This window comes from Pectobacterium brasiliense (assembly GCF_016950255.1).
In the GTDB taxonomy this organism is placed as follows: Bacteria; Pseudomonadota; Gammaproteobacteria; order Enterobacterales; family Enterobacteriaceae; genus Pectobacterium; species Pectobacterium brasiliense.
Map to the genome: position 1 here is coordinate 1,889,202 of NZ_JACGFN010000001.1, position 23,293 is coordinate 1,912,494.

At 51.0% G+C, this 23,293-nt stretch carries 21 protein-coding genes; 14 read left to right on the forward strand and 7 right to left on the reverse strand.

Annotated elements, in window-relative coordinates:
• Positions 1-3 precede the first annotated feature (3 nt).
• The 9 genes from H4F65_RS08495 (at position 4) to H4F65_RS08535 (ending at position 5,966) form a co-directional block, all read left to right on the forward strand.
• Positions 4-417 (forward strand): hypothetical protein, encoded by a 414-nt coding sequence (locus H4F65_RS08495; RefSeq protein WP_052051606.1) that lies wholly within the window; start codon positions 4-6, stop codon positions 415-417.
• Positions 418-434: 17 nt separating this feature from the next.
• On the forward strand, positions 435-632 hold the full coding sequence (locus H4F65_RS08500; protein WP_039319322.1) for a hypothetical protein: 198 nt from the start codon (positions 435-437) through the stop codon (positions 630-632).
• On the forward strand, positions 625-1,218 hold the full coding sequence (locus H4F65_RS08505; RefSeq protein ID WP_039319325.1) for a hypothetical protein: 594 nt from the start codon (positions 625-627) through the stop codon (positions 1,216-1,218). The genes H4F65_RS08500 and H4F65_RS08505 overlap by 8 nt, the downstream gene beginning before the upstream one ends.
• Positions 1,215-1,472, forward strand: a complete 258-nt coding sequence (locus H4F65_RS08510; protein WP_010281855.1) for a hypothetical protein — start codon at positions 1,215-1,217, stop codon at positions 1,470-1,472. Before H4F65_RS08505 ends, H4F65_RS08510 begins: the two co-directional genes overlap by 4 nt.
• Positions 1,453-1,875 carry a hypothetical protein gene (locus tag H4F65_RS08515; protein WP_010281852.1) on the forward strand — a complete coding sequence of 141 codons (423 nt, stop codon included), beginning with the start codon at positions 1,453-1,455 and terminating at the stop codon, positions 1,873-1,875. Before H4F65_RS08510 ends, H4F65_RS08515 begins: the two co-directional genes overlap by 20 nt.
• Before the next feature lie 341 nt (positions 1,876-2,216).
• Positions 2,217-2,984, forward strand: coding sequence for a hypothetical protein (locus tag H4F65_RS08520; RefSeq protein WP_010281843.1), 768 nt, complete (start codon positions 2,217-2,219; stop codon positions 2,982-2,984).
• A gap of 51 nt (positions 2,985-3,035) precedes the next feature.
• A complete protein-coding gene (locus H4F65_RS08525) occupies positions 3,036-3,734 on the forward strand; it encodes a hypothetical protein (RefSeq protein ID WP_010281839.1) in 699 nt (232 codons plus the stop codon).
• A 760-nt stretch (positions 3,735-4,494) separates the two neighbouring features.
• Entirely contained in the window at positions 4,495-4,716 is a 222-nt protein-coding gene (locus tag H4F65_RS08530) for a hypothetical protein (protein WP_010281831.1), read from the forward strand.
• A gap of 203 nt (positions 4,717-4,919) precedes the next feature.
• Entirely contained in the window at positions 4,920-5,966 is a 1,047-nt protein-coding gene (locus tag H4F65_RS08535; RefSeq protein ID WP_010281829.1) for a tyrosine-type recombinase/integrase, read from the forward strand.
• Between the two features lie 131 nt (positions 5,967-6,097).
• On the opposite strand, the gene queA is transcribed toward H4F65_RS08535, so the two are convergent.
• Positions 6,098-7,165 carry a tRNA preQ1(34) S-adenosylmethionine ribosyltransferase-isomerase QueA gene (queA, locus tag H4F65_RS08540; RefSeq protein ID WP_010281822.1) on the reverse strand — a complete coding sequence of 356 codons (1,068 nt, stop codon included), beginning with the start codon at positions 7,163-7,165 and terminating at the stop codon, positions 6,098-6,100.
• Between the two features lie 131 nt (positions 7,166-7,296).
• On the opposite strand from queA, the gene H4F65_RS08545 reads away from it, so the two are divergent.
• From H4F65_RS08545 to H4F65_RS08555, 3 genes are all read left to right on the forward strand, one after another.
• Entirely contained in the window at positions 7,297-7,878 is a 582-nt protein-coding gene (locus H4F65_RS08545) for an acyl carrier protein phosphodiesterase (protein WP_010281818.1), read from the forward strand.
• Between the two features lie 211 nt (positions 7,879-8,089).
• Positions 8,090-8,692 (forward strand): peroxiredoxin C, encoded by a 603-nt coding sequence (locus H4F65_RS08550; RefSeq protein WP_010281817.1) that lies wholly within the window; start codon positions 8,090-8,092, stop codon positions 8,690-8,692.
• A gap of 223 nt (positions 8,693-8,915) precedes the next feature.
• A complete protein-coding gene (locus H4F65_RS08555) occupies positions 8,916-10,190 on the forward strand; it encodes a mechanosensitive ion channel family protein (RefSeq protein ID WP_010281816.1) in 1,275 nt (424 codons plus the stop codon).
• Between the two features lie 230 nt (positions 10,191-10,420).
• Here H4F65_RS08555 and proY read toward each other — a convergent pair whose 3' ends face one another.
• The 6 genes from proY to phoB form a co-directional block, all read right to left on the reverse strand.
• Positions 10,421-11,797: a proline-specific permease ProY gene (proY, locus tag H4F65_RS08560; RefSeq protein WP_039312351.1), complete on the reverse strand. Its 1,377-nt coding sequence runs from the start codon at positions 11,795-11,797 to the stop codon at positions 10,421-10,423.
• Between the two features lie 141 nt (positions 11,798-11,938).
• Positions 11,939-13,258 carry a branched-chain amino acid transport system II carrier protein gene (brnQ, locus tag H4F65_RS08565; protein WP_010281815.1) on the reverse strand — a complete coding sequence of 440 codons (1,320 nt, stop codon included), beginning with the start codon at positions 13,256-13,258 and terminating at the stop codon, positions 11,939-11,941.
• Between the two features lie 478 nt (positions 13,259-13,736).
• Positions 13,737-14,843: a cobalamin-independent methionine synthase II family protein gene (locus H4F65_RS08570; protein WP_010281813.1), complete on the reverse strand. Its 1,107-nt coding sequence runs from the start codon at positions 14,841-14,843 to the stop codon at positions 13,737-13,739.
• A 242-nt stretch (positions 14,844-15,085) separates the two neighbouring features.
• Positions 15,086-16,024, reverse strand: coding sequence for a PstS family phosphate ABC transporter substrate-binding protein (locus H4F65_RS08575; protein WP_010281811.1), 939 nt, complete (start codon positions 16,022-16,024; stop codon positions 15,086-15,088).
• Between the two features lie 15 nt (positions 16,025-16,039).
• On the reverse strand, positions 16,040-17,362 hold the full coding sequence (gene phoR, locus H4F65_RS08580; protein WP_010281808.1) for a phosphate regulon sensor histidine kinase PhoR: 1,323 nt from the start codon (positions 17,360-17,362) through the stop codon (positions 16,040-16,042).
• A gap of 27 nt (positions 17,363-17,389) precedes the next feature.
• Entirely contained in the window at positions 17,390-18,079 is a 690-nt protein-coding gene (gene phoB / locus H4F65_RS08585; RefSeq protein WP_005975981.1) for a phosphate response regulator transcription factor PhoB, read from the reverse strand.
• A gap of 294 nt (positions 18,080-18,373) precedes the next feature.
• On the opposite strand from phoB, the gene sbcD reads away from it, so the two are divergent.
• Positions 18,374-19,612 carry an exonuclease subunit SbcD gene (gene sbcD / locus H4F65_RS08590; RefSeq protein ID WP_010281798.1) on the forward strand — a complete coding sequence of 413 codons (1,239 nt, stop codon included), beginning with the start codon at positions 18,374-18,376 and terminating at the stop codon, positions 19,610-19,612.
• A complete protein-coding gene (locus tag H4F65_RS08595; protein WP_010281794.1) occupies positions 19,609-23,292 on the forward strand; it encodes an AAA family ATPase in 3,684 nt (1,227 codons plus the stop codon). The genes sbcD and H4F65_RS08595 overlap by 4 nt, the downstream gene beginning before the upstream one ends.
• Position 23,293 lies beyond the last annotated feature (1 nt).

A 23,293-nucleotide genomic window follows, 5' to 3' on the forward strand; every position in this document is an offset into this window, starting at 1 on the left:
AAAATGAAACGCACCCCATTCTATCGCCGAGGCGGAAGGGATTCCCCAAATAAAGGCATGAAGGAGAAAATAATCTGGCAGTTACAGAAACACGGCAGACCAATGACAGGAAGTGAATTGGCTGAAATATTCAAGATGGAATTAGGTGAATTCAATAAAATTGCAAAAAGGATTGATGAGCACTCAACCATCGTTTCAGTGAAAGTTTCAAAGATAATGAACAATAGCGAAATAGATTTTCTGTATGAAATGGAGAGTAAGCCAAAGCTATCAATACCAAAAAGACAAGGAATGTCTCAGATTCGCGTTTCGTACAAATCCTTCGCAACTTCCAGCCGTCTATCAAAAATCAAGCACATCGCCGAAGCCATAGAGCGCAGAGAATTAATATCTCGAGGCGAATATGTATCCGGATAAACCAAGTTGAGGTAATCATGGCTGACATTGCCGACGCAGCAAATGATTTAACTGATTTCACAATTCAGCACGCATTAGCTAACCGCCCTGCTCCACCAGTATTTACGGGAACGTGTCGCTACTGCTTCGAAAAAATAAATACAGGTAGTTATTGCGATGAATTCTGCCGCGATGATGATGAAAAGAGAATTAGACAGGGGATGTATCATGGTTAACCGATATCAACCAGCTCCATTTCAAGAACGCATTATTCATGTCAATGAAAATGGCGATTACGTTAAATATACCGATTACGCAGAACTCGAACGGCAGCGGGATGCGTTGCAATCCGCATTAAATACTGCAACTGAATCCATTGCTCAAGCTCATCATGTATTGAGAGAAGAGACAAAAAGAAATAACGAGTTGGCTGCGGAGAATGTGGCGTTGAAAGAAAGTATTCCAAAAATAGGAAATATGGTCGAAACCCAATATCGAAGCAAAGAGGGAAATAAAAACAGAAGGAGCACACTGATAGAAAGGTTTAAGAGAACAATTGATAAGTCTGATTTGCCGGGAAATCAAAAGGTATTTCTTAAGCAAAATCTTCTCAATATTCTTCATGAACACTCGAATTTATATGAATGCAGATACCTGTACAAGAGAGAAGCCCCAGCCACCGACGCCGCATTGCGTGAGATAGAGGCAAAGGCGGTTGATAAAGCACGTGACGATATGCAGCGCGGCGGAAACCTGACTTTCGGCGATTGTTACGTGTCGCTAACAAATAGCGCCCAACAATTGCGGGAGGGGAAGGTATGAGCAAAGGTGTAGAGCAACTCACAGCGATGATTAATCACGATGGTGTTAGGCAGCAGAGACTCATTGACTGCATTTTCGAAGCAAAAACTAATAAGCGGCAGAAATGCACGGAAATAACCTTTGGCACTAAATGTGCTGACGTGGTTGATGCATGTAACGCACAAAAGATGGTTGGTTTAATTCTGTGGATTCCGCGTGATGTTTTCGATAAATGCACAAAAGGCGAGGTGCAGCATGACCAACAAACCGATTAGTGAACCGGAAGCTATGATGGCCGATACCTTTGTCGCAATGGCTGCTGCACACAGAAACCTGCGGGATCTGACAGAGGTTTATCGCAGCGCGTATGAAGAGGCTAAGCAAGACGGTCTGGTGAATTGGGAAGCCGCGACATCTCTTAACGTCGAGAACGAAGAGAATAAGCGCAAAGTCGCAGCGCTTGAGCGGCAGTTAGCAGCAGAGCGGGCAGATAAGCGCCGCATGGATTGGCTTGTCTCTCACTACGTCGAGGTGCGCACTCCGCTCGTTTATGGAAGCCATGCACTGTTTGTCGCCCAGGTCGTTTCGGAAGATTGGGCAGAGGAACACGCTACATCGCTACGCGAGCAAATCGACGCTGCCATGAAAGCTGCCGGCCTACCGGTTGAGGGGGAATAGATGCGTATCAACAAGAGGCAGGCAGAGTTTATCCACCCGGCTGTCGTCTACGGCTGGGAAATCTATGTGAGCCCGTTTAGGAAATCTGCGCTCTGGGATGATGATCCGATGACCCCCGTCAAAGTTGGGCCATTGCTAGAGGGTTTAATTGACGTAGGGGTAATGGAGCGCGTCGAATCTGGGAGTGGGTTCGGACGCATTCGAATCTCAAAAATCGGCAGAAGGTTTTTATGTCCGTATTGTTTTCGCGGTCGGACTTACAGAGGGTCTGATGATCCAGAAAAAACGGTCCCATGCGCTTACTGCATTAATGGCGTTAGGCTAGATACGGAGAGTAAACAATGACTGATTTATTGAGCAAAGAAAGGCTGGAATCTGTAGCGAATGGTCACCCGTTTGACGGAAATACGCCGGTATTATCTGTCGAAGAGGTCAAGTTAATGGCTGGCGAACTCCTACAGCGACGTGAGGCGGCGGAGAATCCTGTAGCGTGGACAGATGCGCAGGAATTACGTGATGTCGAGCGGCGTGGTTGCGGCTATTTGTTTACAGTAAACCCCATCACTCCGAACGCTGACATGCGTCGTGTGATTCCGCTATTTAAACAGCCCCCCCTCACCAGCGCCGAACGGGAAAGACTGGAGAAGTACGCAAACGAAAGGAATGCAGAGAATCAGGATTTAATGGTGACTATCGGCAAGCTCCGCGTTGAGCGTGAGCGACTGGAAGAAAGACTGGCGGCTTATGATAGGGCGGCGAAAGAGCCTGTGGGCAACGATAAGGCTTGGCATATCTGCAATAACTGCGATGACGAAGTGTCAGGACATCGCAGGGTTGATTTATTCGTTGCGCCAGACGGTCGATGGCTATGTGAGAATTGCGCAGACGGTGAATGCTACGATGGGAAATTGCCAGATAACTGGCGGAAAACTCTTCCCCATCCTCCTGAGCTATTCACCGCACCACCACTGCCTGTAGTGCCGGATGACTGTCCCGATGCGATATACGAAATGTGCTGCCAAATGTTCGATGACCCTAACAGCAAAGCTACGGAGATATGGAACGCCTGCCGCGCCGCAATGCTCCAGTCTGGCAACAAATCTAAATAACCCATCCAATACATTAATCACATTATCAACCGTTGTTGTTGAGGTGAACTCATGCGCCAATCAAAAGAGATTGATAGCATTTTGGAAGGCATGCCACGGAGGGCAAAAAACACAAAGCCGTTGTTCGGCATAGGCATAAATAACTCCCCATTTTGTACATCAGCTAAATTTTCTGGAAAGGTAATAAACCACAGGGCTTACGCTGCATGGTCTTCAATGTTTAAGCGTTGCTACTCAGACTCTTACCATGAAGAAATGCGGACATATTATGGATGCCATGTTTCACCAAATTGGATCATGTTTAGCGATTTTCTTTCATGGTGGAGAGATAAATACGTGGAAGGATGGCACCTGGATAAAGACTTGCTTGTTGTTGGCAATAAAGAGTATTCCCCTGCTGCGTGTCTATACATTCCCATGCATCTAAATGCATTTTCCTCTATGAGCTTTAATCGTGGCGACGACTGGCCTATCGGAGCTTTTCTTCACAAGAGAAGCGGACGGTTCTTTTCAAAGGTTAACGATGGTTGCGGAGGAACGATAAATCTCGGTACTTTTCGCACACCAATAGAAGCGCATCAGGCATGGTATGAGGTAAAGATGGAAATGGCTATCAAATATAAATCTCTGTGCAATAGCATTCACCCAAAACTACACGCAGGGCTGATTCGAAAGATAGAGAGCCTGCATCATCCTGATGCGAAAAATGTAAAGGAACCGACTACCCATCCGGGTAAGGGTGAAGCATGATTATCGGCTTCATTCTACTCGTTAGCGCGTGTGGCTCAGATTACTGCGATGCTCTACCCGTTTCTGAGCGCGTTATGACGTTTAACGAGTGTCAGAACTGGATAACGTTAATTCACGAGAAACGACCGGCTGCAACGTTACTCTGCGCTCCGGTCAACAACGACTAACCAGCCTCGCATTAGCGGGGCTTATTTTTGGAGATGAAGATGATATTCAAAACTGAACAAGTGCATGGGTGCAGGGTTCAACTAAACCCTAATGGTAGTGACCTTCGCTGCGGGGATAGAATTAATAATCTGAACTGGAACCAGAATGAAGGAGTCGTTCAACTTTGCCCAATGTGCCAACTAAATCAGAAAAACAACACGCTTATTCAAATGGTAAACAGGCAAAGAAAGGAGATGCACAATACATGAAACGCCCAACCCCAGCAGCAACACTCGCCATAGCCGCTCTTGTAGCGGCTTTTTTCTGGGCGCTATACGCATTATGGAGCATCGTATGATTCATATCCCTATTCCAACATGGCTGCTCACGTTAGCTACAGCAGTATTTATTGCATGCATTTACGTACACGGCAACGAGGGCAATCTCGTTAATTTGATTATTAGCAGCATCGGATTTTTTCTGTGCCTGCCGGATATGATTTGTCGGATTATTGGATTCTGCAAATCCCTGAGAGGCAAAAAATGAACCCTCTCGATTATGTCGTAGTTGCTGTATTCGCCGCCGCGCTGTTCCGTGTTTTCTGGTAATCGATATGCAAACAGAAACGGAGAACGCTATTAGAAGCGTAGCTAAAGCCTGTCGCTCTGAAATCATCAACGCGACAGCAGACCAGCCGAAAAAAAACCACGATCCGATTATCACACGCATTCTCGACAAACACGCTAAACGCATAACCGCCCTTCCACCTAATTCATTCAGTGCAAAGCTTTGGCTGAGCTATTTCGTGCGCGTCATTGATGCTGAAACTAAGTGAGGAAGAATGGAAGAATATTTAACCGTTTCTGAGCTTTCCAGACTTCTAAAAATTTCCCCTGGCACGATTTACAGAAACCCTCATCGGTACAACATGTTTAAGGTTGGTGGCATGTGGAGGGCTAATAAAGAAAGTCTGGAAAAATTTCCCCGTAACATGAACAATGCTATCCGGCTGGCTGTGGTCGGTAAGGAGTCAAAAAAATGCCGATCTACAGGAGAGGGAAAACGTATTGGGTTGACATATCAACGCCAGATGGGGAAAGAATTAGGCGATCTGCTGGCACCACGGAAAGAGCAAAGGCTCAAGAATATCACGACAAGTTGAAGCATGAAGTATGGCAAGTGGCGAGAATAGGGAAGATTGCTGATAGGACGTTTGAGGAGTTGATCATTCTCGCTCTGAGGGATGCAGAAGATCAGTCTTGCTTTGAGAACAAACAGATTTATGCCCGTTATTGGTTAACCGTCTTTGATGGCCGAATTATATCGTCTATCAGCGGAGAGGAGATAACAAACAAACTCCCGACACACTCTACAGCTAAGAATTGTAAGCTGTCGAATGCGACGAGAAACCGATATAGGGCATTCATCATACGGGCGCTCTCACTCGCGGTGAAGTCAGGATGGATCAGGAACATGCCGTACACATCAATGCAGAGAGAACCAAAGGTCAGGGTTCGCTGGATTGAGAAAAGTCAGGCGAGAGCTTTGATAGAATCCTTACGACTGGACTGGATGAAAAGGGTTGTGTCATTTGCACTGCTAACCGGGGCAAGAAAGGGAGAGATTTTTTCTCTTAAATGGGACAGTGTTAACTTGTCGAGACGGATCGCTATTGTTACGGCTGATAACGCAAAGTCAGGAAGGGCCCGCCCACTACCGCTTAATGATGATGCAGTGAAAATCATCAACGCATGCGGACGTGATTCTGACTATGTATTTTCTGCTAACGGCGTTAGGATTGTCGAGATAAACCGCACTGACTTTTGCAACGCGCTAAGAATTTCAGGAATAGCGGATTTCCGATTTCACGACTTGCGCCACACATGGGCAAGTTGGCATGTGCAGAACGGAACTCCGCTGATGACCCTGAAAGAATTGGGAGGATGGGAAAAGTTGGAAATGGTTAACAAGTACGCCCACCTGAGCACTGAGCACCTGAGACAATTTAGCGGAATTGTCACATTTTTGGCACAGAGCGACACGGAAGAAAGTTTTCATCCATCGCTATCAGTTGTAAATATCTGACAAGTATACAAATTAATCCACATCCAAATTATAGAACGCTTCCCAGCATCAGAAAAACAGTCTGATGGTAATGATGTATTAACGCCTGACAGAGCGTGGTCTGTGGCGTTCCTATTATGTGGAAAGTGGGTTTAGCCCACGTTTTCCTGTTCGGCCATCGGATTGTGCGTAATAAACATCGCATCACCGTAGCTGAAAAAACGATATTGCTCTGCCACCGCCTGGCGGTAGGCAGACATCGTATTCTGGTAACCGGCAAAGGCCGATACCAGCATGATTAATGTCGATTCGGGTAAATGGAAATTGGTCACCAGCGCATCGATAATGCGGTAATGATAGCCCGGATAGATAAAAATTTTGGTATCGCCGAAGAACGGTTCGATCGCCGCGTTCTGGCTGGCCTGCGCGGCACTTTCCAGTGAACGTACCGAGGTAGTACCAACGGCGATCACTCGATTTCCGCGTGCCTTGCACGCGAGCACGGCATCGACAACATCCTGCGGTACTTCAGCATATTCGGCGTGCATGATGTGATCTTCAATCGTATCGACGCGTACAGGCTGGAAAGTCCCCGCCCCTACGTGCAGCGTAACGAACGCCATGTCGATGCCTTTCTCGCGTAGCGCGGCCAACATCGGCTCATCAAAGTGCAAGCCCGCCGTCGGTGCCGCTACGGCGCCTGGACGTTGGCTATACACCGTCTGATAAAGCTCACGGTCGGCATCTTCATCAGGTCTGTCGATATACGGTGGCAAAGGCATGTGGCCGATATCATTCAGGATCGAAAGAACATCGCGAGCATCATCGAAATGCAGCTCGAATAACGCATCGTGGCGAGCGGTCATCGTGGCCTTGACGCTTTCGTCATCGCCCAGCAGCAGTTCCGTACCCGGTTTCGGCGCTTTTGACGCCCGAACGTGTGCTAGCACCCGATGGTCATCCAACACACGCTCAACCAGTACTTCCAGTTTGCCGCCGCTGGCTTTACGACCAAACAGACGAGCAGGAATCACGCGCGTATTGTTGAACACCAGCAGATCGCCGGGATTCAGTTTATCCAGCAAATCGGTAAACACGCCGTGCGTCAAATTTCCCGTCGGCCCGTCCAGCGATAGCAGGCGGCAACCACTGCGTTCCGCTTGTGGATAATGGGCAATCAATGATTCAGGAAGTTCAAACGAAAAATCGGTAACACGCATGGCAATTCACTTAGCTGTAATACATTAAAAATGGGCGGCCTAGTCTAGAGCCGCAAGCGCATGGCTGCAAGAAATAAGCACCTGAGTCGTGGAATGCATTATATCCAATAGAAAAGGTATATACTGTCACGATGAATTTTCTTGCCCACCTCCACCTGGCCACGCTGGCCGACAGCTCCCTATTAGGTAATCTGATGGCGGATTTCGTGCGCGGCAACCCGCAGGACAGCTACGCTGACGAGATCGTCGCGGGTATTCGTCTGCATCGTCGCGTTGATTCGCTGACCGACAGCCTGCCGGAAGTCAAACAGGCGCGTCAGTATTTCAGCGATGAATTCCGCCGCGTTTCGCCCATTACGTTGGATGTACTGTGGGATCACTATCTTGCGCGTCACTGGTTACAGCTGGTGCCGGACACGCCCTTGCAGGCCTTTATCGACGAGGCGCAATCACAAATCGAGCCGCATCTGGCGCAAACGCCGGAACGCTTTCAGAATCTGAATCGCTATCTGTGGCCGGAACGCTGGATGACCCGTTACGCAGAGCTGCCGTTTATCGCCGATGTGCTGCACAGAATGTCGGTACGCCGTCCGAAACTGGCTGCGCTGTCCGGCTCTTTTCAGGATATCGAGCAGCACTATCACCAATTTGAAACACTCTTCTGGCAGTTTTATCCACGGATGATGCAATTAGCAAAAACGCAGCAGCTGTAAGATCGCGACTTTTCCGTTTTTCTACGCGGCGTATTGTCCTTTCCATCAAAAGGGTTAATCTACCCCATTGAAAGGAAATAGCGATGAGTTCAATAGGCAGAAACTATCTCATTAATTGGTCTCTTTGCCTGTATTCACTCAGGCAGAGTCCCTATACTACTCGCTGTTTTTTATATCATCCGATCATTAACCGCTATCTACAGGAGTAATTATGGTCCTGGTAACTCGTCAAGCCCCAGACTTCACCGCAGCTGCCGTTTTAGGCAGTGGCGAAATCGTCGAAAATTTCAACCTGAAGAAGCACATCAACGGTAAAGCTGCCGTGATCTTCTTCTGGCCGATGGACTTCACCTTCGTTTGTCCGTCAGAGCTGATTGCTTTCGATCACCGCTATTCCGAGTTCAAGAAACGCGGTGTAGAAGTGGTTGGCGTTTCCTTCGACTCCGAGTTTGTTCACAACGCATGGCGTAAAACCCCTGTGGACAAAGGCGGCATCGGCGAAGTGCAATACGCGATGGTTGCTGACATCAAGCGCGAAATCCAGAAGGCCTACGGTATTGAGCACCCAGAAGCCGGTGTTGCACTGCGTGGTTCTTTCCTGATCGACAAAAACGGCGTAGTTCGTCACCAGGTGGTGAACGATCTGCCGCTGGGCCGTAACATTGATGAAATGCTGCGTACCGTTGATGCCCTGCAATTCCACGAAGAGCACGGCGAAGTGTGCCCGGCGCAGTGGGAAAAAGGGAAATCCGGTATGGGCGCGTCACCAGACGGCGTAGCGAAATACCTGTCTGAGAACGCAGACAAGCTGTAATTCCTCATCTTGCCAACATGGTAATATGATGGCCAAGCCAGTCGCGATGCGACTGGCTTTTTCTTTGCCCGCAATTTATCCCTCTGTTCTTCTTCACCTCTCACCGCCTCTTCCCGGCGATATCTTAAATAATACAAAAGGTTGACTAGGGGCGCTAAATCCTTAGCCTTAAAGCCACATCGTGTTAATGCACGACAGATTCACTGGAATAAAAGGAGAACGCATGCAACAAAATCTCGCGCTATGGCTGAGAGAAGCTGGAATACAACACGCTAGCCTCATTGCGTTACTGATTGTTCTTGGGCTGATATTGCTCATTTCTGCCGTCATCCACCTGATTTTTCATCAGGTGGTGCTGAAAAGAATGGTACTACGCTCACTCAATAAGCCGGGGAAAACCGAAGGGCGCGGGTGGAAACAGGCGCTGACGCAACACAACTTGTTTAACCGGCTAGCCTTCTTGCTACAAGGGGTGATCCTGAATATTCAGGTCTTTGTGTGGCTTCCCTCTCAGAGTGAAACCCGTGAAGCGCTCATCATCTGTTCCCAGGTGTGGATCATGGTTTTTGCGCTGCTGTCCTTGTTCTCGCTCCTCGATGTGCTGCTCAACGTTTCCGCCCGAACCAAAGTCGCCAGCCAGCTGCCGCTGCGCGGTATTTTCCAGAGTCTGAAACTGATCGCCACCATCGTTATCAGTATTATGGTGGTATCACTGCTCATCGGGAAATCGCCGCTGATTCTAATCAGTGGGTTAGGCGCAATGGCCGCCGTCCTGATGTTGGTGTTCAAAGATCCGATTATGGGATTGGTCGCGGGCATCCAACTCTCCGCCAATGACATGTTAACGCTGGGAGACTGGCTCGAAATGCCGAAATACGGCGCTGACGGGGCCGTTATCGATATCGGACTAACAACGGTAAAAGTGAGAAACTGGGACAATACCGTCACCACCATTCCCACCTACGCGTTAGTCTCCGATTCTTTTAAGAATTGGCGCTCAATGTCCGAATCTGGGGGCAGGCGTATCAAGCGCAGTATCAATATCGATACCACCAGCGTGCATTTTATGACGGAAGACGAGCAGGCACGCTTGCTGCGCAGCAAGCTGCTGTCGCCTTATATTCAGAACAAGAAGAGTGAACTGGAGCAGCATAACGCCCAGTCCGACTCCGACCTGGCATCACCGCTGAACGGCCGGCGTTTGACGAATTTAGGCACGTTCCGCGCCTACCTTCAGGTTTATCTGCGCACCCATTCGGGTATTCATAAGGGGATGACGCTGATGGTGCGGCAGCTTGCGCCAACGTCAGAAGGGGTACCGCTGGAGATTTATGCGTTTACCAACACAACAGCCTGGGTCGATTATGAAAGCATTCAGTCTGATATTTTCGACCATATCTTTGCGATCTTACCGGAGTTCGATCTCCGCATTCATCAAATCCCAACCGGCCACGATATGCGGGTCATGGCGCAGAAAATGACTACACCGGAAGCGTAAAAATAGGCACAAAAAATGCTCCAATGGAAGCGCATAGGTTGCTAACAAAGTCCGTATTGCGGGAGTAACGAATAGATCGTAAAGACGCTGCAAGTACGTCCCTGTATGCTCGAATTGCGCCATCCATGGCGCAAACGCTTTACTCTTCTATTCCGTTACTCCCGTTTTCATTCGACAAATAGGTTTGTCAACGGACAGTCGGAGCGCTTCTTCTGATGCAAGCGACTAACTTAATTCTGTGCCGCTACCGCATTCTGACGCTTCTTCTTCCAGACATAGCCCACTAAAAGCAGCGCTATCCAGATAATACCGACATACAGCGACACACGCGTGTCCGGGAAGTAGCCAATCAGACCGATGATGAAAAACAGGAAGATAATACCGAACACGGAGGTCGCGATACCGCCGCGCAGTGGGAACGCCAGCGCCTTCACTTCATCCTTGCTCAGACGGCGGCGGAACGCAATCTGAGAGAACAGAATCATGATCCACACCCACACCGTCGCAAAGGTTGCCAGTGAAGCAATCACCAGGAAAACTTTACCGGGCATAATGTAGTTCAGGTACACCGCGACCAGCAGCGCCATCATCATCACAACGACCGTTACCCACGGTATGCCGCGTTTGGAAATGCGGCTAAACACCTTCGGTGCATGCCCCTGCTCCGCCATCCCGTGCAGCATACGGCCAACGCCAAAGACATCGCTGTTAATCGCCGACAGCGACGCGGTAATCACAACAAAATTCAGGATACCTGCTGCTGCCGTAATGCCCATATGCTGGAATGTCAGCACGAATGGGCTCCCGTTGGTGCCTACCTGATTCCACGGGTAAATCGACATAATGACGAACAGCGTACCGACATAGAACACCAGAATACGCCATGGCACAGAGTTAATCGCGCGAGGGATAGACTTCTGTGGGTCTTTGGCCTCACCGGCCGTAATCCCGATAATCTCCACGCCGCCATACGCAAACATCACCAGTTGCAGCGACAGAATCATCCCCATCACACCGTTACTGAAGAACCCGCCATTACTCCAGAGGTTGTGGATCCCCGTCGGTTCCCCCCCGTTGCCAATACCCCAGATGATGATGCCGATCCCGGCCACGATCATGATGATAATGGTGGCGACTTTGAAGAAAGAGAGCCAAAACTCCAGTTCACCAAAAGCTTTCACATTCATCAGGTTAATGGCACCGATGATAAGCACCACGCTCAGAACCCACACCCAGTGCGGCACGGCAGGGAACCAGACACCCATGTAGATGCCAAACGCGGTCACATCGGCAATGGCGACAATCAGCATCTCAAAGCAGTAGGTCCAGCCGGTGATATATCCCGCCAATGGCCCGAGGTAATCTTGCGCATAGCGAGAAAACGAACTGGACTGCGGGTTGTGTACCGACATTTCACCCAGGGCGCGCATGATGATATACGCGACAACCCCACCGATAAGATAAGCCAGTAACACGCTGGGGCCAGCCATTTGGATCGCACTCGCGGAACCATAAAAAAGACCGGTTCCGATCGCTGAGCCAAGGGCGATAAAGCGAATATGCCGCGTGCTTAACCCACGCTTGAGCTTGGAAGATGGTTGTTCCATTGATAAGCAACCCTGTCTTATAGAAAGAAAAACATTACAAAAAGAAAAACCACAGGCAAATACCTGTGGTGCAGAAACCCAACGTTGGGCCGGAGCAGTACGATATTCCTACCGCCCCAGCGCTATCAGGAATTAACGATATTATTGATGTACCGTCACTTCCTGACGACCACACACTCTGTCGTAAATCACCGCGACCAGCAAAATCAGCAGTGACGGTGGCAACCATGCCAACCCTTGCTCACTCAGTGGCAGGTTGAGGCTCCACTCTGGCAACAGCGATTTGAAAGCCGACGATTTTATACCATCAATCATGCCAAATAACAGACTAACGAGCATGACGGGTGCCACAATACGTGAAGCGCTATTCCACCAGCGCAGCGTAAAGCTCAATAAAACCAGAATGATACATGGCGGATAAATCGCTGTCAGTACAGGAATAGAAAGTTGGATCAGATGGCTAAGACCCAGGTTAGACACCACCATTGAGAAGATGCCCAGCACAAACACCAGCGTGCGGTAAGACAACGGCAGGTATTGCGCAAAGAATTCCGCACAGGCACAGGTCAGCCCCACCGCCGTCACCAGACAGGCGATAAAGATTAACAACGCCAGGAAGCTGCTTCCCATGTTACCGAACGAATGTTGCACATAGGCATGGAGAATTTCAGCGCCGTTCTGCGCCTGCGGCACCAGTTCGCCACTGACGGAACCAAGCTGGAACAAGCTCAAATAGACGAGAGTCAGGCCAATACCGGCAATTAATCCTGCCCACATCGTGTAACGTGTCAGCAGCATAGGGCTTGACACCCCGCGCGAGCGCGCCGCATTGACGATCACGATACCAAAGACCATCGCGCCCAGCGTATCCATCGTCAGGTAGCCGTTGACGAAACCATTAGAGAACGGCAGTTGCTCATACGCTTCCGTCGCGGGAATTGGCGTACCCGCAGGCCACAGCACCGCAGCAATACCCAGTACCGCCAGAGCAATAATCTTTAACGGTGCCAGCACATGCCCGACCGTATCCAGCAGTTTGCCCGGATACAGGGAAATCGCGATCACAATGGCAAAATAAACCAGGCTATAAATCAGCAGCGGAGAGGCTCCATTGCCGACCAAAGGGGCAAGGCCGACTTCAAACGACACGGTTGCCGTGCGCGGTGTGGCGAACAGTGGCCCAACGGCCAGATAGCACACGGTCGCCAGAACAACACCGGCCTTTTTACCAATCGGCGAACTCAGCGCATCAACGCCACCGCCAACCCGGGCAAGCGCGATCACGGTCAACACCGGTAGACCAACCGCCGTTAGCAGAAAGCCGAGCGCTGCGGTCCAAACGTGCTCTCCCGCCTGCAATCCCACCATCGGCGGGAAAATAATATTTCCTGCCCCCACGAACAAAGCAAAGGTCATGAAACCTAATGCCACGATATCTTTGGAAGTTAAACGATGACTCATAGTTATGTCGTGTTGCCTGTATCAAATCGATAAAAAGAAAACGGTGCTGTTTATCGCCGCCAGAAGCCATTCACAAAGGGCTAGCTCGAAGCTGACACCAACACTCTGGAAACGCGAAAGATGGCGGGCATAGAGGAGTTATTTTTTGCACAGCCATATTGGGTGCTAAGTAAAACGTTTATAGCGTAAAAAGACAAGCAGAGATCCAAAAACCAGAGTATATGGCCTAACTATGCAAAAAAATAAGAATATAAATTGGTTTATCCTGATTTGCATAACACATGATTTGCGCATTTATCGATACTTCATTGCAATAAAACTGACAAAAAATGGAATAAAATGCGTCGTTAGATCATAAAAAAAACATATTTCACAAAAATGCCGTGAGTGGAAAGACGAATAACGGCCACAAAAAAGGCCGGATCGTATGATCCAGCCTCTGTATATCTGTTGCAGAGATAGCGCTACCTCATCAGTATCACCACACCCGATTGGCGATATCCACGACAAGCTTCAGCTTATTCCACTGCTGCTCTTCCGTCAGGCTATTGCCCTCTTCCGTTGAAGCAAAGCCACACTGAGGGCTTAAGCAAATCTGGCTGAGATCGACATATTTTGCCGCTTCCGCGATACGCGCCTGCACGACTTCTGCCTCTTCCAGCTCACCGTTCTTCGTCGTGATCAGTCCCAGCACCACCTGCTGATGGCCTGGCTTCACAAAACGCAGCGGCTCAAATCCACCGGCTCTCTCGGTATCGTATTCCAGGAAGAACTCATCAACATTCACTTCGCCAAACAGAATTTCTGCCACAGGCTCGTACCCGCCTTCAGAAATCCAGGTTGAACGGAAATTACCGCGACAGACGTGTAAACCGATAACCAGATCCGCAGGCTTATCAGCCAGCGCTTTATTCAGCACATCTGCATAGGTTCGCGCCAGCTGTGCCGGATCTTCGCCACGTTCACGGATCTGGCGTTTTTGATCGTCAGAACACAGGTAGGCCCATACGGTGTCATCCAGTTGCAGGAAGCGACAGCCTGCATCATAAAATGCGTGAATCGCATCGCGCCAGGTTTGTGCCAAATCGTCGAAATAGTCCGCCAGATCGGGATAAATCGTCGCATCAATCGCTTTGCGGCCGCCGCGGAAATGCATCACGCTAGGGCTTGGAATCGTCATTTTAGCGACGGCATCGCCAGAAATGCTGTTCAGGTAACGGAAATGATCGAGCATCGGATGCTGGGGATTGAAACTCACTTTATCCACGACGCGAATCGCATGGGATTTGGTCTGAATACCATTGAATTGAATACCGTGATCGGCTTCGTAACGCTCCACGCCGTTCAAGTCGGCAAAGAAATCGAAATGCCACCAGGCACGGCGCAGTTCACCATCCGTCACAACCTGCAGGCCCGCTTCACGCTGCTTTTCTACTACTCGCAGGATCTCACGATCTTCAATGCTACGCAGCGCAGCATCATCAATCTCGCCCGCCTGATGCTGAAGACGTGCTTCCTTAATCGCTGCTGGACGCAAGAAACTGCCGACAATATCTGCACGGAAAGGGGATAAGGTGTTCGCCATATGTCGCTCCTGACATGTTGCCAGCACCGATCTTCGGGAAAGAAGCGTACTGACAGATAGTTTCAATATGAAATATTTGCCCAGAGGGATAGTTACATTTAATCTTATTTAGCCATCTGGACGTCTAAACTTAAAACTATCCTGTCACGTGACGAATCACAGGGCAATGGAAGAATTTTCACGTCACATGAAGAAAATTCATGTGACGTGAAAACATCACAAATTCGTAGTGGAAAGAGGAACTATTGCGGTAGGCCAATCAGCTGACGTGCCTGACGACGCGTTTCTTCCGGCAGTGGCAAATAGCCATCCTGATTCACCAGCGCTTGCCCCGTTTCGGACAGCACACGATCTAAAAATGCCGCCGTCAGCGCTTCCAGCGGTTGGCTGGGCGCTTTGTTTACATAGATATAGAGATAGCGGGTGTAGGGATACAAACCGCTGCGGATATTTTCAGTCGAGGGGTAGATGTAGTCGGTGCCTTGTGCCGCTAGCGGCAGCATTCTCACGCCGCTGGTACGAAACCCCACGCTGGCATAGCCGATGGCATCGGTTGACGCCGCAACCGCTTGTACGACAGACGCTGAACCCGGCAACTCATTAACCTGAGGAAGGAAATCGCCACGGCATAGCGCCTTTTGCTTAAAGAACCCATAGGTTCCCGACGCAGAGTTTCGTCCATAGCGCAGCAACGTGCGCTTTTCCCAGCTGTCGTGCAGGCCGAGATCGCCCCACTGTTTTATCGGCTGGTGGTTACCGCAGCGCTGCGTAATTGAAAAGATGGCGTCCAGCTGCGACAAGTTCAGCCCGGGTAGCGGGTTATCCTGATTGACCAACACAACCAGCGCATCCATTGCCACCGGCACCGCCAACGGTGGATAGCCATAGTGCTGGACGAACGCCTCAATTTCGCTGGCCTTCATCGCCCTGCTCATCGGCCCAAGCTGCGCGGCACCGGATGCCAGAGACGTCGGCGCAGAGGACGAACCGGCGGCCTGAATCTGTAAATTCACGTTCGGGTAATGCTGGCTGAAATCCGCCGCCCAAAAGGCCATCAGGTTAGCCAGCGTATCCGACCCCGCACTGGAGAGGTTACCCGCCAGCATCTGACGAGGCTGTGCGGAGCACAACGCGCTGAGCAGCAGTAAAAAAGCGCCCGCAATACGAGTGGCGGATGTCATAGATAGCGTCTTCCGTCAGGCTGAAGGTTTCACCGTATTTTCAGCCAGAGAGGCAGGGACAATCAACCGATTCGGCAACGTAAAGACAAAACGTGAGCCCAGACCATCCTCACTCATGATCTCCAGACGAGAATCATGATGACTGAGCGCATGCTTCACAATCGCCAGACCCAGCCCGCTGCCGCCCGTTTGTCGTGAACGCGCCTTATCCACCCGATAAAAGCGTTCCGTCAGGCGCGGCAAGTGCTCGGCCGCAATGCCCGGTCCGTTATCGCTGACCTGAAATTGCGCGCCCTGTGGGATCTTCTGCCAGCAGACTTCGATACGCGTTCCCGCTGGCGTATGGTTGACCGCGTTATACACCAGATTGGATACCGCACTGCGCAGCTGTTCTTCATTACCAAACACGCGGAGGCTTTCGTTCACACGAAAGACGATTTCATGACGTCCCTGACTCAGCGTCTGCGCTTCACGCTGCAATACGCGCAACATCAACGGAATATCGACCTTTTCATTCAGGTCGATTGCCGTCGCCGCCTCAATACGGGACAGGGTCAGCAGCTGTTTGACCAGCCCGTCCATGCGTCGGGTCTGCTCCTGCATGGTATTCAGCGCTTTTCCGCGTAGCGCCGCATCCAGCGTTTCTTCCTGCATCATTTCCAGATAGCCCTGCAACACCGTCAGCGGCGTACGCAGTTCATGGCTCACGTTGGCAAAAAAGTTACGTCTGGCACCTTCAAGCTGGTGCATTTGCGTAATATCACGCACCACCATCAGTAACTGGCCTTCGGAATAGGGCATTACGCGGAATTCAACATGGTGGGAATTATTCAACTGCAGCGTGAGAGGACGGCTAAAATCTTGTCCTTTCATGTAATTCGTGAATTCGGGATAGCGCAATAAGTTGAGGATATTCTGACCGTTATCTTCCGGCCAGCGGAAATTCAGCAGGTGTTGCGCCAGATGATTACACCAGAAGATCGTTCCTTCTTCGGTGGTGATCACCACGGCATCGGGCAAAGATTCGGCACCGCTGCGAAAACGCTTGATCAGGAGCGCCAGTTCCCGACGTCGGCGTCGATTACGCAACTGCATCTGATAGAGCCCGTAAAAAAGCGGCTCCCAGCTCCAGCGGCCGGGCGGCGGCGTCATGCTGCGGTCAACCCACAGCCAATAAGAGAGTTTTAGCTGGTTATAAAAATTCCAGCACAGTAAGCCTAATACGGCGACCAGCAGAAACCAGGGCAGATAGCCAAAAATCAGCCCCAGCAGTAAAGCGGGCAAACAAAAAAAAGCTAGCTCCAATGCCAGCCTTTTCCAGGATAAACGTTCTAGCACGTTAATGTGTCTCCGGTTACGATCACCTCAGTAACGCGTTGAAAAACGGTAGCCCGTTCCCCGAACGGTTTGCACCATTTTGTCATGTCCGCTGGTTTCCAGCGCTTTACGCAGGCGACGAATATGGACGTCGACAGTACGATCCTCAACATAAACGTTAGTGCCCCAAACGTGATTCAGCAACTGTTCCCGGCTATAAACACGTTCAGGATGCGTCATAAAGAAATGCAGCAGTTTAAACTCTGTCGGCCCCATGTCCAACGCGTGCTCTTCGGTCGTCACGCGATGTGAGGAAGGATCGAGGCTCAGGCCACGCATTTCAATCACTTCTTCCACCGCCATCGGTGAAATGCGGCGCATAACGGCTTTGATACGCGCCACTAACTCTTTGGGGGAAAACGGTTTGGTAATGTAATCATCCGCTCCTACTTCAAGCCCGCGCACGCGGTCTTCTTCTTCGCCACGCGCGGTTAACATCATCACCGGAATATCACGCGTCAGCGCTTCGCGCTTCATATGCTTGATGAATTGCAGGCCCGACCCGCCTGGCAGCATCCAGTCTAATAACACCAGCTCCGGGAATGGCTCCGACAATTGCGTTACCGCGCTGTCATAGTCTTCAGCTTCAACGGGTTGATAGCCATTTTGTTCCAGTACAAAGCAGACCATTTCACGAATTGGTGCTTCATCTTCCACGACTAATATGCGTTTTGCCATTGTTAATCCTGTCGTTAATCATCGTCGCTGTTAGCAGGCGGAGGCATTATGCGTCAGTTTTATGACAGATTTATGAAAAACGCACGGACCTCTCTGCACGATTGTTACAGCGCGTACATCCGATTTTTCGAGCCGCTTTCCAAACGTCTGATTCCACCGCGACAGCCGCCATCCCTGCTATATATAATCATGGCATTACGACGACAAAGCACCATGGCGACGACACACCCTTTCACATAATAAATAATGACAACGTCATCCACCGCCACGCGGCATGAATATCGAGAGAACACGATGCGCATTATCCACACGGCCGATTGGCATTTAGGACAATATTTTTATACCAAAAGCCGCGCTGCTGAGCATCAGGCTTTTCTGAACTGGCTTATTGTTCAGGTGGAACACCATCAGGTCGACGCCATTATCGTTGCTGGCGATATTTTTGATAACGGTTCGCCCCCCAGCTATGCGCGAGAAATGTATTATAGCTTCGTGGTCGCACTACAGCGCACAGGCTGCCAGCTCATCGTTCTCGGCGGCAACCACGATTCTGTCTCGATGCTAAATGAATCTTGCGAGCTGCTGGCCTGCCTGAACACGCGGGTGATTGCCTGCGCCTGCGACGATCCAGCCCAACAGGTGCTCGTGCTGGAAAACCGTCAGCAGCAGCCCGGAGCCCTGCTCTGCGCGATTCCGTTTTTACGTCCGCGTGATGTGTTGACCAGCAAAGCCGGGCAATCCGGGGATGAAAAACAGCTAGCGCTACAGGAAGCGATTACCGCGCACTACCAGCAGTGTTACCAACTGGCTTGTCAAAAACGCGACGAACTTGGCCTGCCGCTGCCGATTATCGCAACTGGGCACCTGACGACGATTGGCGCAACCGCCTCAGAATCCGTACGCGATATCTATATTGGTACGCTCGATGCCTTTCCTGCACAGGCTTTTCCCCCTGCGGATTATATCGCGCTCGGACACATTCACCGCCCGCAGCGCGTGACCCAAAGCGAGCACATTCGCTACAGCGGTTCGCCCATTCCGTTGAGTTTTGATGAGCTAAACAGCGAGAAATCCGTCTGTCTGGTGAGTTTTGCACCTGATGCGTCACCGCAAACGCCTCCGCAGATAGACATCCTGTCGATTCCCATGACTCAGCCGATGCAGCTGATTAAAGGTAGCCTGAGCGACATTGAACAACAGCTGGCCACCTTCAAGAGTTATCAGGGCGATAAGCCCGTGTGGTTGGATATCGAGATCAACACGCAGGATTATCTGAGCGACATGCAAAAACGCATTCAGACGATGACCGAGAACCTGCCCGTGGAGGTGCTGTTACTGCGCCGCACGCGTGAACAGCACCTGCAGGCGATTACTCGACAGGACAAGGAAACGCTGAACGAACTGAGCGTACATGACGTTTTTGAACGTCGTCTGGCAACGGAGACAGACATGGAAGACAGCCGCCAACAGCGTGTTCGCACGCTGTTTAATCAGGTTATTGATGAACTGGACAATAGCGAGACGGCCAAATGAAGATTCTCAGTCTGCGCTTAAAAAACCTTAATGCGTTGAAAGGCGAATGGAAGATCGACTTCACGCAGGAGCCATTTTCCAGCAACGGCTTATTTGCCATTACCGGCCCGACCGGCGCGGGGAAAACCACGCTGCTGGATGCGATCTGTCTGGCGCTGTACCACGAAACACCACGGCTTGGCCTGCTTTCCGCCAGCCAGAATGACCTGATGACGCGTAACACCGCAGAGTGCCTTGCCGAAGTCGAGTTTGAGGTGAAAGGTGTCGGATATCGCGCTTTCTGGAGCCAGCGTCGGGCAAGAAACGCCCCAGACGGCAATTTGCAGTCTCCCAAGGCCGAACTCGCCCTCATTGAAGACGGCAAGATTCTGTGTGAAAAGCTCAATGATAAGAAAGAGATGATCACGCAGCTCACCGGACTGGATTTCGGCCGCTTCACACGATCCATGATGCTGTCTCAGGGCCAGTTTGCCGCCTTCCTCAACGCCAAATCAGACGATCGGGCAGAACTACTGGAAGAGCTAACTGGAACGGACATTTACGGCCTGATTTCCGAACGCGTCTATGACAGACACAAGCAGGCAAACGTCGCACTGAGCACGTTACAGGCACGCGCATCAGGCATTCAACTTTTAACCGACGAACAGCGTCAGCAGGTGGAAGAACAGCTTGCAGAGCTGCTCCAGCAAGAGCAACGGGGCAACGTCGAACGTGAGCAAGCGCTGACTACGCTGCGCTGGTTTGAGCAACTGACGCAGCAGCACACGCAGAAAACCAATACGCAGGCGCAACATGCGAGCGCCGAATCCGCCATTCAGCAGGCTAAACCGCAGCTAGACAGGTTAACTCACAGCGAACCGGCAGAAAAACTGAGGCCGCTACATCAGGAACGAGAGCGCTATCGACAGGAATCTCTCACGCTGGCACAGCGTATTGAACAACTGACCGGGAAGCAGGCCGCCGAACAGGTGACGTTAACCGCGCTACGCCAGCAGGAAGAAAAAGCAGAACTGGATGTTAGTGAGCACAAACGGGTACGGCAGCAGCAAGAGCAGGTGATCAACGAACAGGTTGTGCCACTTGACCATCGCATTGCCACGTTGGAGCAGCAAAAAGCGCAGCAACAGGACGAACTGGCAAAAACGCAGGCTCGTCTGCACGCCGATGAAAGCAAACAAACCCAGACGGCGGCGGAACAGCAACAGGCTAAACAGCAGCTTGAACAGATCCAGTCTTACCGCCAGCAACACGCACATCATCAGCAGTGGGGAGAACAACTTCCTCTGTGGCGCACCCAGTTTCGCCAACTGCGCCAGCTTCAGGACGAGCAAGAGAAGCTAAAGCAAAAACAGACGCAACATACTGCACAATCGGCAGTGCTACAGCAAGAGACGGTAACCCTGACGGCACAGCTGCGTGAACAACAAACGGTCGTTGATGCAGTCCGTCAGCAGTTCATGCGACACGATGAGACACGGCAACAGCAGGAAGCACACCAGCCGCTTTCCGCCCTGCAACAGCAGTTTAATCAACGTATTGACCAACGTGCTGAACGCCAACGGCTCGCGACAATCAGCGACCAGTTCCAGCGTCTGCATGTTCGCAAGCAACAGTACGTCGCCAAACAGGATGAGGTACGAGGGCATATCAGCCAGTCAGAAATATTACGGAAACAGCAGCAGTCTGAGCATGAACAGCGCAGCGAGCATCTGGTCGATCTGGAAACGGTGCATCGGCAGGCAGAGCGTATCGTTAAGCTGGAAGCCGAACGCCAGCGGCTACAGGCTGGAGAAGCGTGCCCGCTATGTGGTTCAACTGAGCATCCCGCTATCGAACGCTATCAGGCGCTGCAACCGTCTGAAACCCAACAGCGCCTGACGGCGCTACAGCAGGACGTGAACCAGTTAACGACAGCGCTGGCGAATACGACTGCACAGTTGGTCTCGCTAACGCAACAGCGGGAACAGCTGCAACAGGAGATCGATCAGCTCGATAGCGAACATCACGCCCTGCTGCAACAGTGGCAAGATGTCAGTGAGCGCTTACAAGTTAACTACACGTTGGAACAGCCAGATGAAGTCGCAGCCTGGCTTGCGCAAAATGAAGCTGAAGAACAGGCTATTCGACAGCAGATTGCCGCACGTGAGCAATTGCAAAAACAGTGGCAGGAAAGTAAGGATTTACTGACTGCCGCAGAGGCATTGCAGCGGGAACTCGATCAGAAAATCGCGCTGAATACCCAGCAGCAAACCTCGCTAAACGTTACGCAGCAAGAAATCGATCAATCGCTGCAAAACGTGCACCAGCAGATCACGCAGCACACTCAGGAAATCACACAGACGCTGGCAACCTTAAACCTTCCTCTGCCGGAAACAGATGCCCAGAATGACTGGCTGGCTCAACGCGAGAACGAGTGGCAAGACTGGAAAACCAAAGAGCAGGAGCAATCTCGCTTAATTCCTCTATTAGCCACGCTGGAAAGCGATCTTCAGCATCTGAATCGTAGCGTGACAGAGGCAAAACAGCAGTTCCAAACGCAGCAACAGCACTTGGAACAGCACCTTACGTTGCTCAACGCGAGCCAACAAGAGCGGCTGGCGTTGTTTGGGGATAGACAGATCGCTACCGTGCGCGAACAGCTACAGCGGACCAGCCAGCAGTACGACGATGCACTCAGACTAGCCCTGTCAGCTCGTCAGCAAACCGAAACGACGTTAAGCCGTCTGACGGGAGAGCTGGCTAGCACGCAACAGCAGTATGAACAGAGCACACGCCAGCATGAGAGTGCGACCGAACGCTTTACTCAGGCGTTGCAGCAAAGCACTTTCGCCGATGAAACCACATTCCTCAATGCGCTGCTTGATGAACAGGAACGCCAGACGTTGCAGACGTGGAAGGAAGAACTGTATCAGCGTTTGCAGCAGGCGGCGGCACTTCACCAGCAGGCTGAACGGGAGCTGCTCGCCCATCAACAAAAGCGCCCCGCTTCCCTGACGGAAGACGCCACACAAGAAGCGATACAGCAGCAGTTGACAGCGCTGGATGAAACGCTGAAAACCAACCTGCGGCAGCAAGGCGAGTTCCAGCGTCAGTTGGCTGACGATAAACAACAGCGCCAGAATCAGCAGGATTTGCTCAATGAGATCGCCCAAAGTCAGCAAATGTATGACGACTGGAGCTGTCTTAATACGCTCATCGGCTCACAAAACGGGCATAAATTCCGTAAGTTTGCTCAGGGGTTAACGTTGGATCATCTGGTTTATCTCGCCAATCTCCAGCTTTCTCGCCTGCACGGGCGCTATATGCTGAAACGGAAACCCGGTGACGATCTGGAACTGCTGGTGATGGATACCTGGCAAGCGGACGCCGAGCGTGATACGCGTACGCTGTCCGGCGGCGAGAGCTTCTTAGTGAGTTTGTCGCTGGCGCTGGCGCTATCCGATTTGGTCAGCCACAAAGCCAGCATCGACTCTCTGTTTCTGGATGAAGGCTTCGGCACGCTGGATGCCGAGACGCTGGATATCGCGCTGGATGCCCTTGATAACCTGAACGCCTCCGGTAAAACCATCGGCGTCATTAGCCATGTCGAAGCCATGAAAGAGCGTATTCCGGTACAGATCAAAGTGCAGAAAATTAACGGGCTGGGCGTTAGCCGACTGGCGCCGCAGTACGCCGTGTAGC

What these genes read in the sequence shown, in the direction of transcription:
- H4F65_RS08495 (WP_052051606.1), top strand. Translation starts at nt 4, where the DNA reads ATGAAACGCACCCCATTCTATCGCCGAGGCGGAAGGGATTCCCCAAAT.
- H4F65_RS08500 (WP_039319322.1), top strand. Translation starts at nt 435, where the DNA reads ATGGCTGACATTGCCGACGCAGCAAATGATTTAACTGATTTCACAATT.
- H4F65_RS08505 (WP_039319325.1), top strand. Translation starts at nt 625, where the DNA reads ATGGTTAACCGATATCAACCAGCTCCATTTCAAGAACGCATTATTCAT.
- H4F65_RS08510 (WP_010281855.1), top strand. Translation starts at nt 1,215, where the DNA reads ATGAGCAAAGGTGTAGAGCAACTCACAGCGATGATTAATCACGATGGT.
- H4F65_RS08515 (WP_010281852.1), top strand. Translation starts at nt 1,453, where the DNA reads ATGACCAACAAACCGATTAGTGAACCGGAAGCTATGATGGCCGATACC.
- H4F65_RS08520 (WP_010281843.1), top strand. Translation starts at nt 2,217, where the DNA reads ATGACTGATTTATTGAGCAAAGAAAGGCTGGAATCTGTAGCGAATGGT.
- H4F65_RS08525 (WP_010281839.1), top strand. Translation starts at nt 3,036, where the DNA reads ATGCGCCAATCAAAAGAGATTGATAGCATTTTGGAAGGCATGCCACGG.
- H4F65_RS08530 (WP_010281831.1), top strand. Translation starts at nt 4,495, where the DNA reads ATGCAAACAGAAACGGAGAACGCTATTAGAAGCGTAGCTAAAGCCTGT.
- H4F65_RS08535 (WP_010281829.1), top strand. Translation starts at nt 4,920, where the DNA reads ATGCCGATCTACAGGAGAGGGAAAACGTATTGGGTTGACATATCAACG.
- queA (WP_010281822.1), bottom strand. Translation starts at nt 7,165, where the DNA reads ATGCGTGTTACCGATTTTTCGTTTGAACTTCCTGAATCATTGATTGCC.
- H4F65_RS08545 (WP_010281818.1), top strand. Translation starts at nt 7,297, where the DNA reads ATGAATTTTCTTGCCCACCTCCACCTGGCCACGCTGGCCGACAGCTCC.
- H4F65_RS08550 (WP_010281817.1), top strand. Translation starts at nt 8,090, where the DNA reads ATGGTCCTGGTAACTCGTCAAGCCCCAGACTTCACCGCAGCTGCCGTT.
- H4F65_RS08555 (WP_010281816.1), top strand. Translation starts at nt 8,916, where the DNA reads ATGCAACAAAATCTCGCGCTATGGCTGAGAGAAGCTGGAATACAACAC.
- proY (WP_039312351.1), bottom strand. Translation starts at nt 11,797, where the DNA reads ATGGAACAACCATCTTCCAAGCTCAAGCGTGGGTTAAGCACGCGGCAT.
- brnQ (WP_010281815.1), bottom strand. Translation starts at nt 13,258, where the DNA reads ATGAGTCATCGTTTAACTTCCAAAGATATCGTGGCATTAGGTTTCATG.
- H4F65_RS08570 (WP_010281813.1), bottom strand. Translation starts at nt 14,843, where the DNA reads ATGGCGAACACCTTATCCCCTTTCCGTGCAGATATTGTCGGCAGTTTC.
- H4F65_RS08575 (WP_010281811.1), bottom strand. Translation starts at nt 16,024, where the DNA reads ATGACATCCGCCACTCGTATTGCGGGCGCTTTTTTACTGCTGCTCAGC.
- phoB (WP_005975981.1), bottom strand. Translation starts at nt 18,079, where the DNA reads ATGGCAAAACGCATATTAGTCGTGGAAGATGAAGCACCAATTCGTGAA.
- sbcD (WP_010281798.1), top strand. Translation starts at nt 18,374, where the DNA reads ATGCGCATTATCCACACGGCCGATTGGCATTTAGGACAATATTTTTAT.
- H4F65_RS08595 (WP_010281794.1), top strand. Translation starts at nt 19,609, where the DNA reads ATGAAGATTCTCAGTCTGCGCTTAAAAAACCTTAATGCGTTGAAAGGC.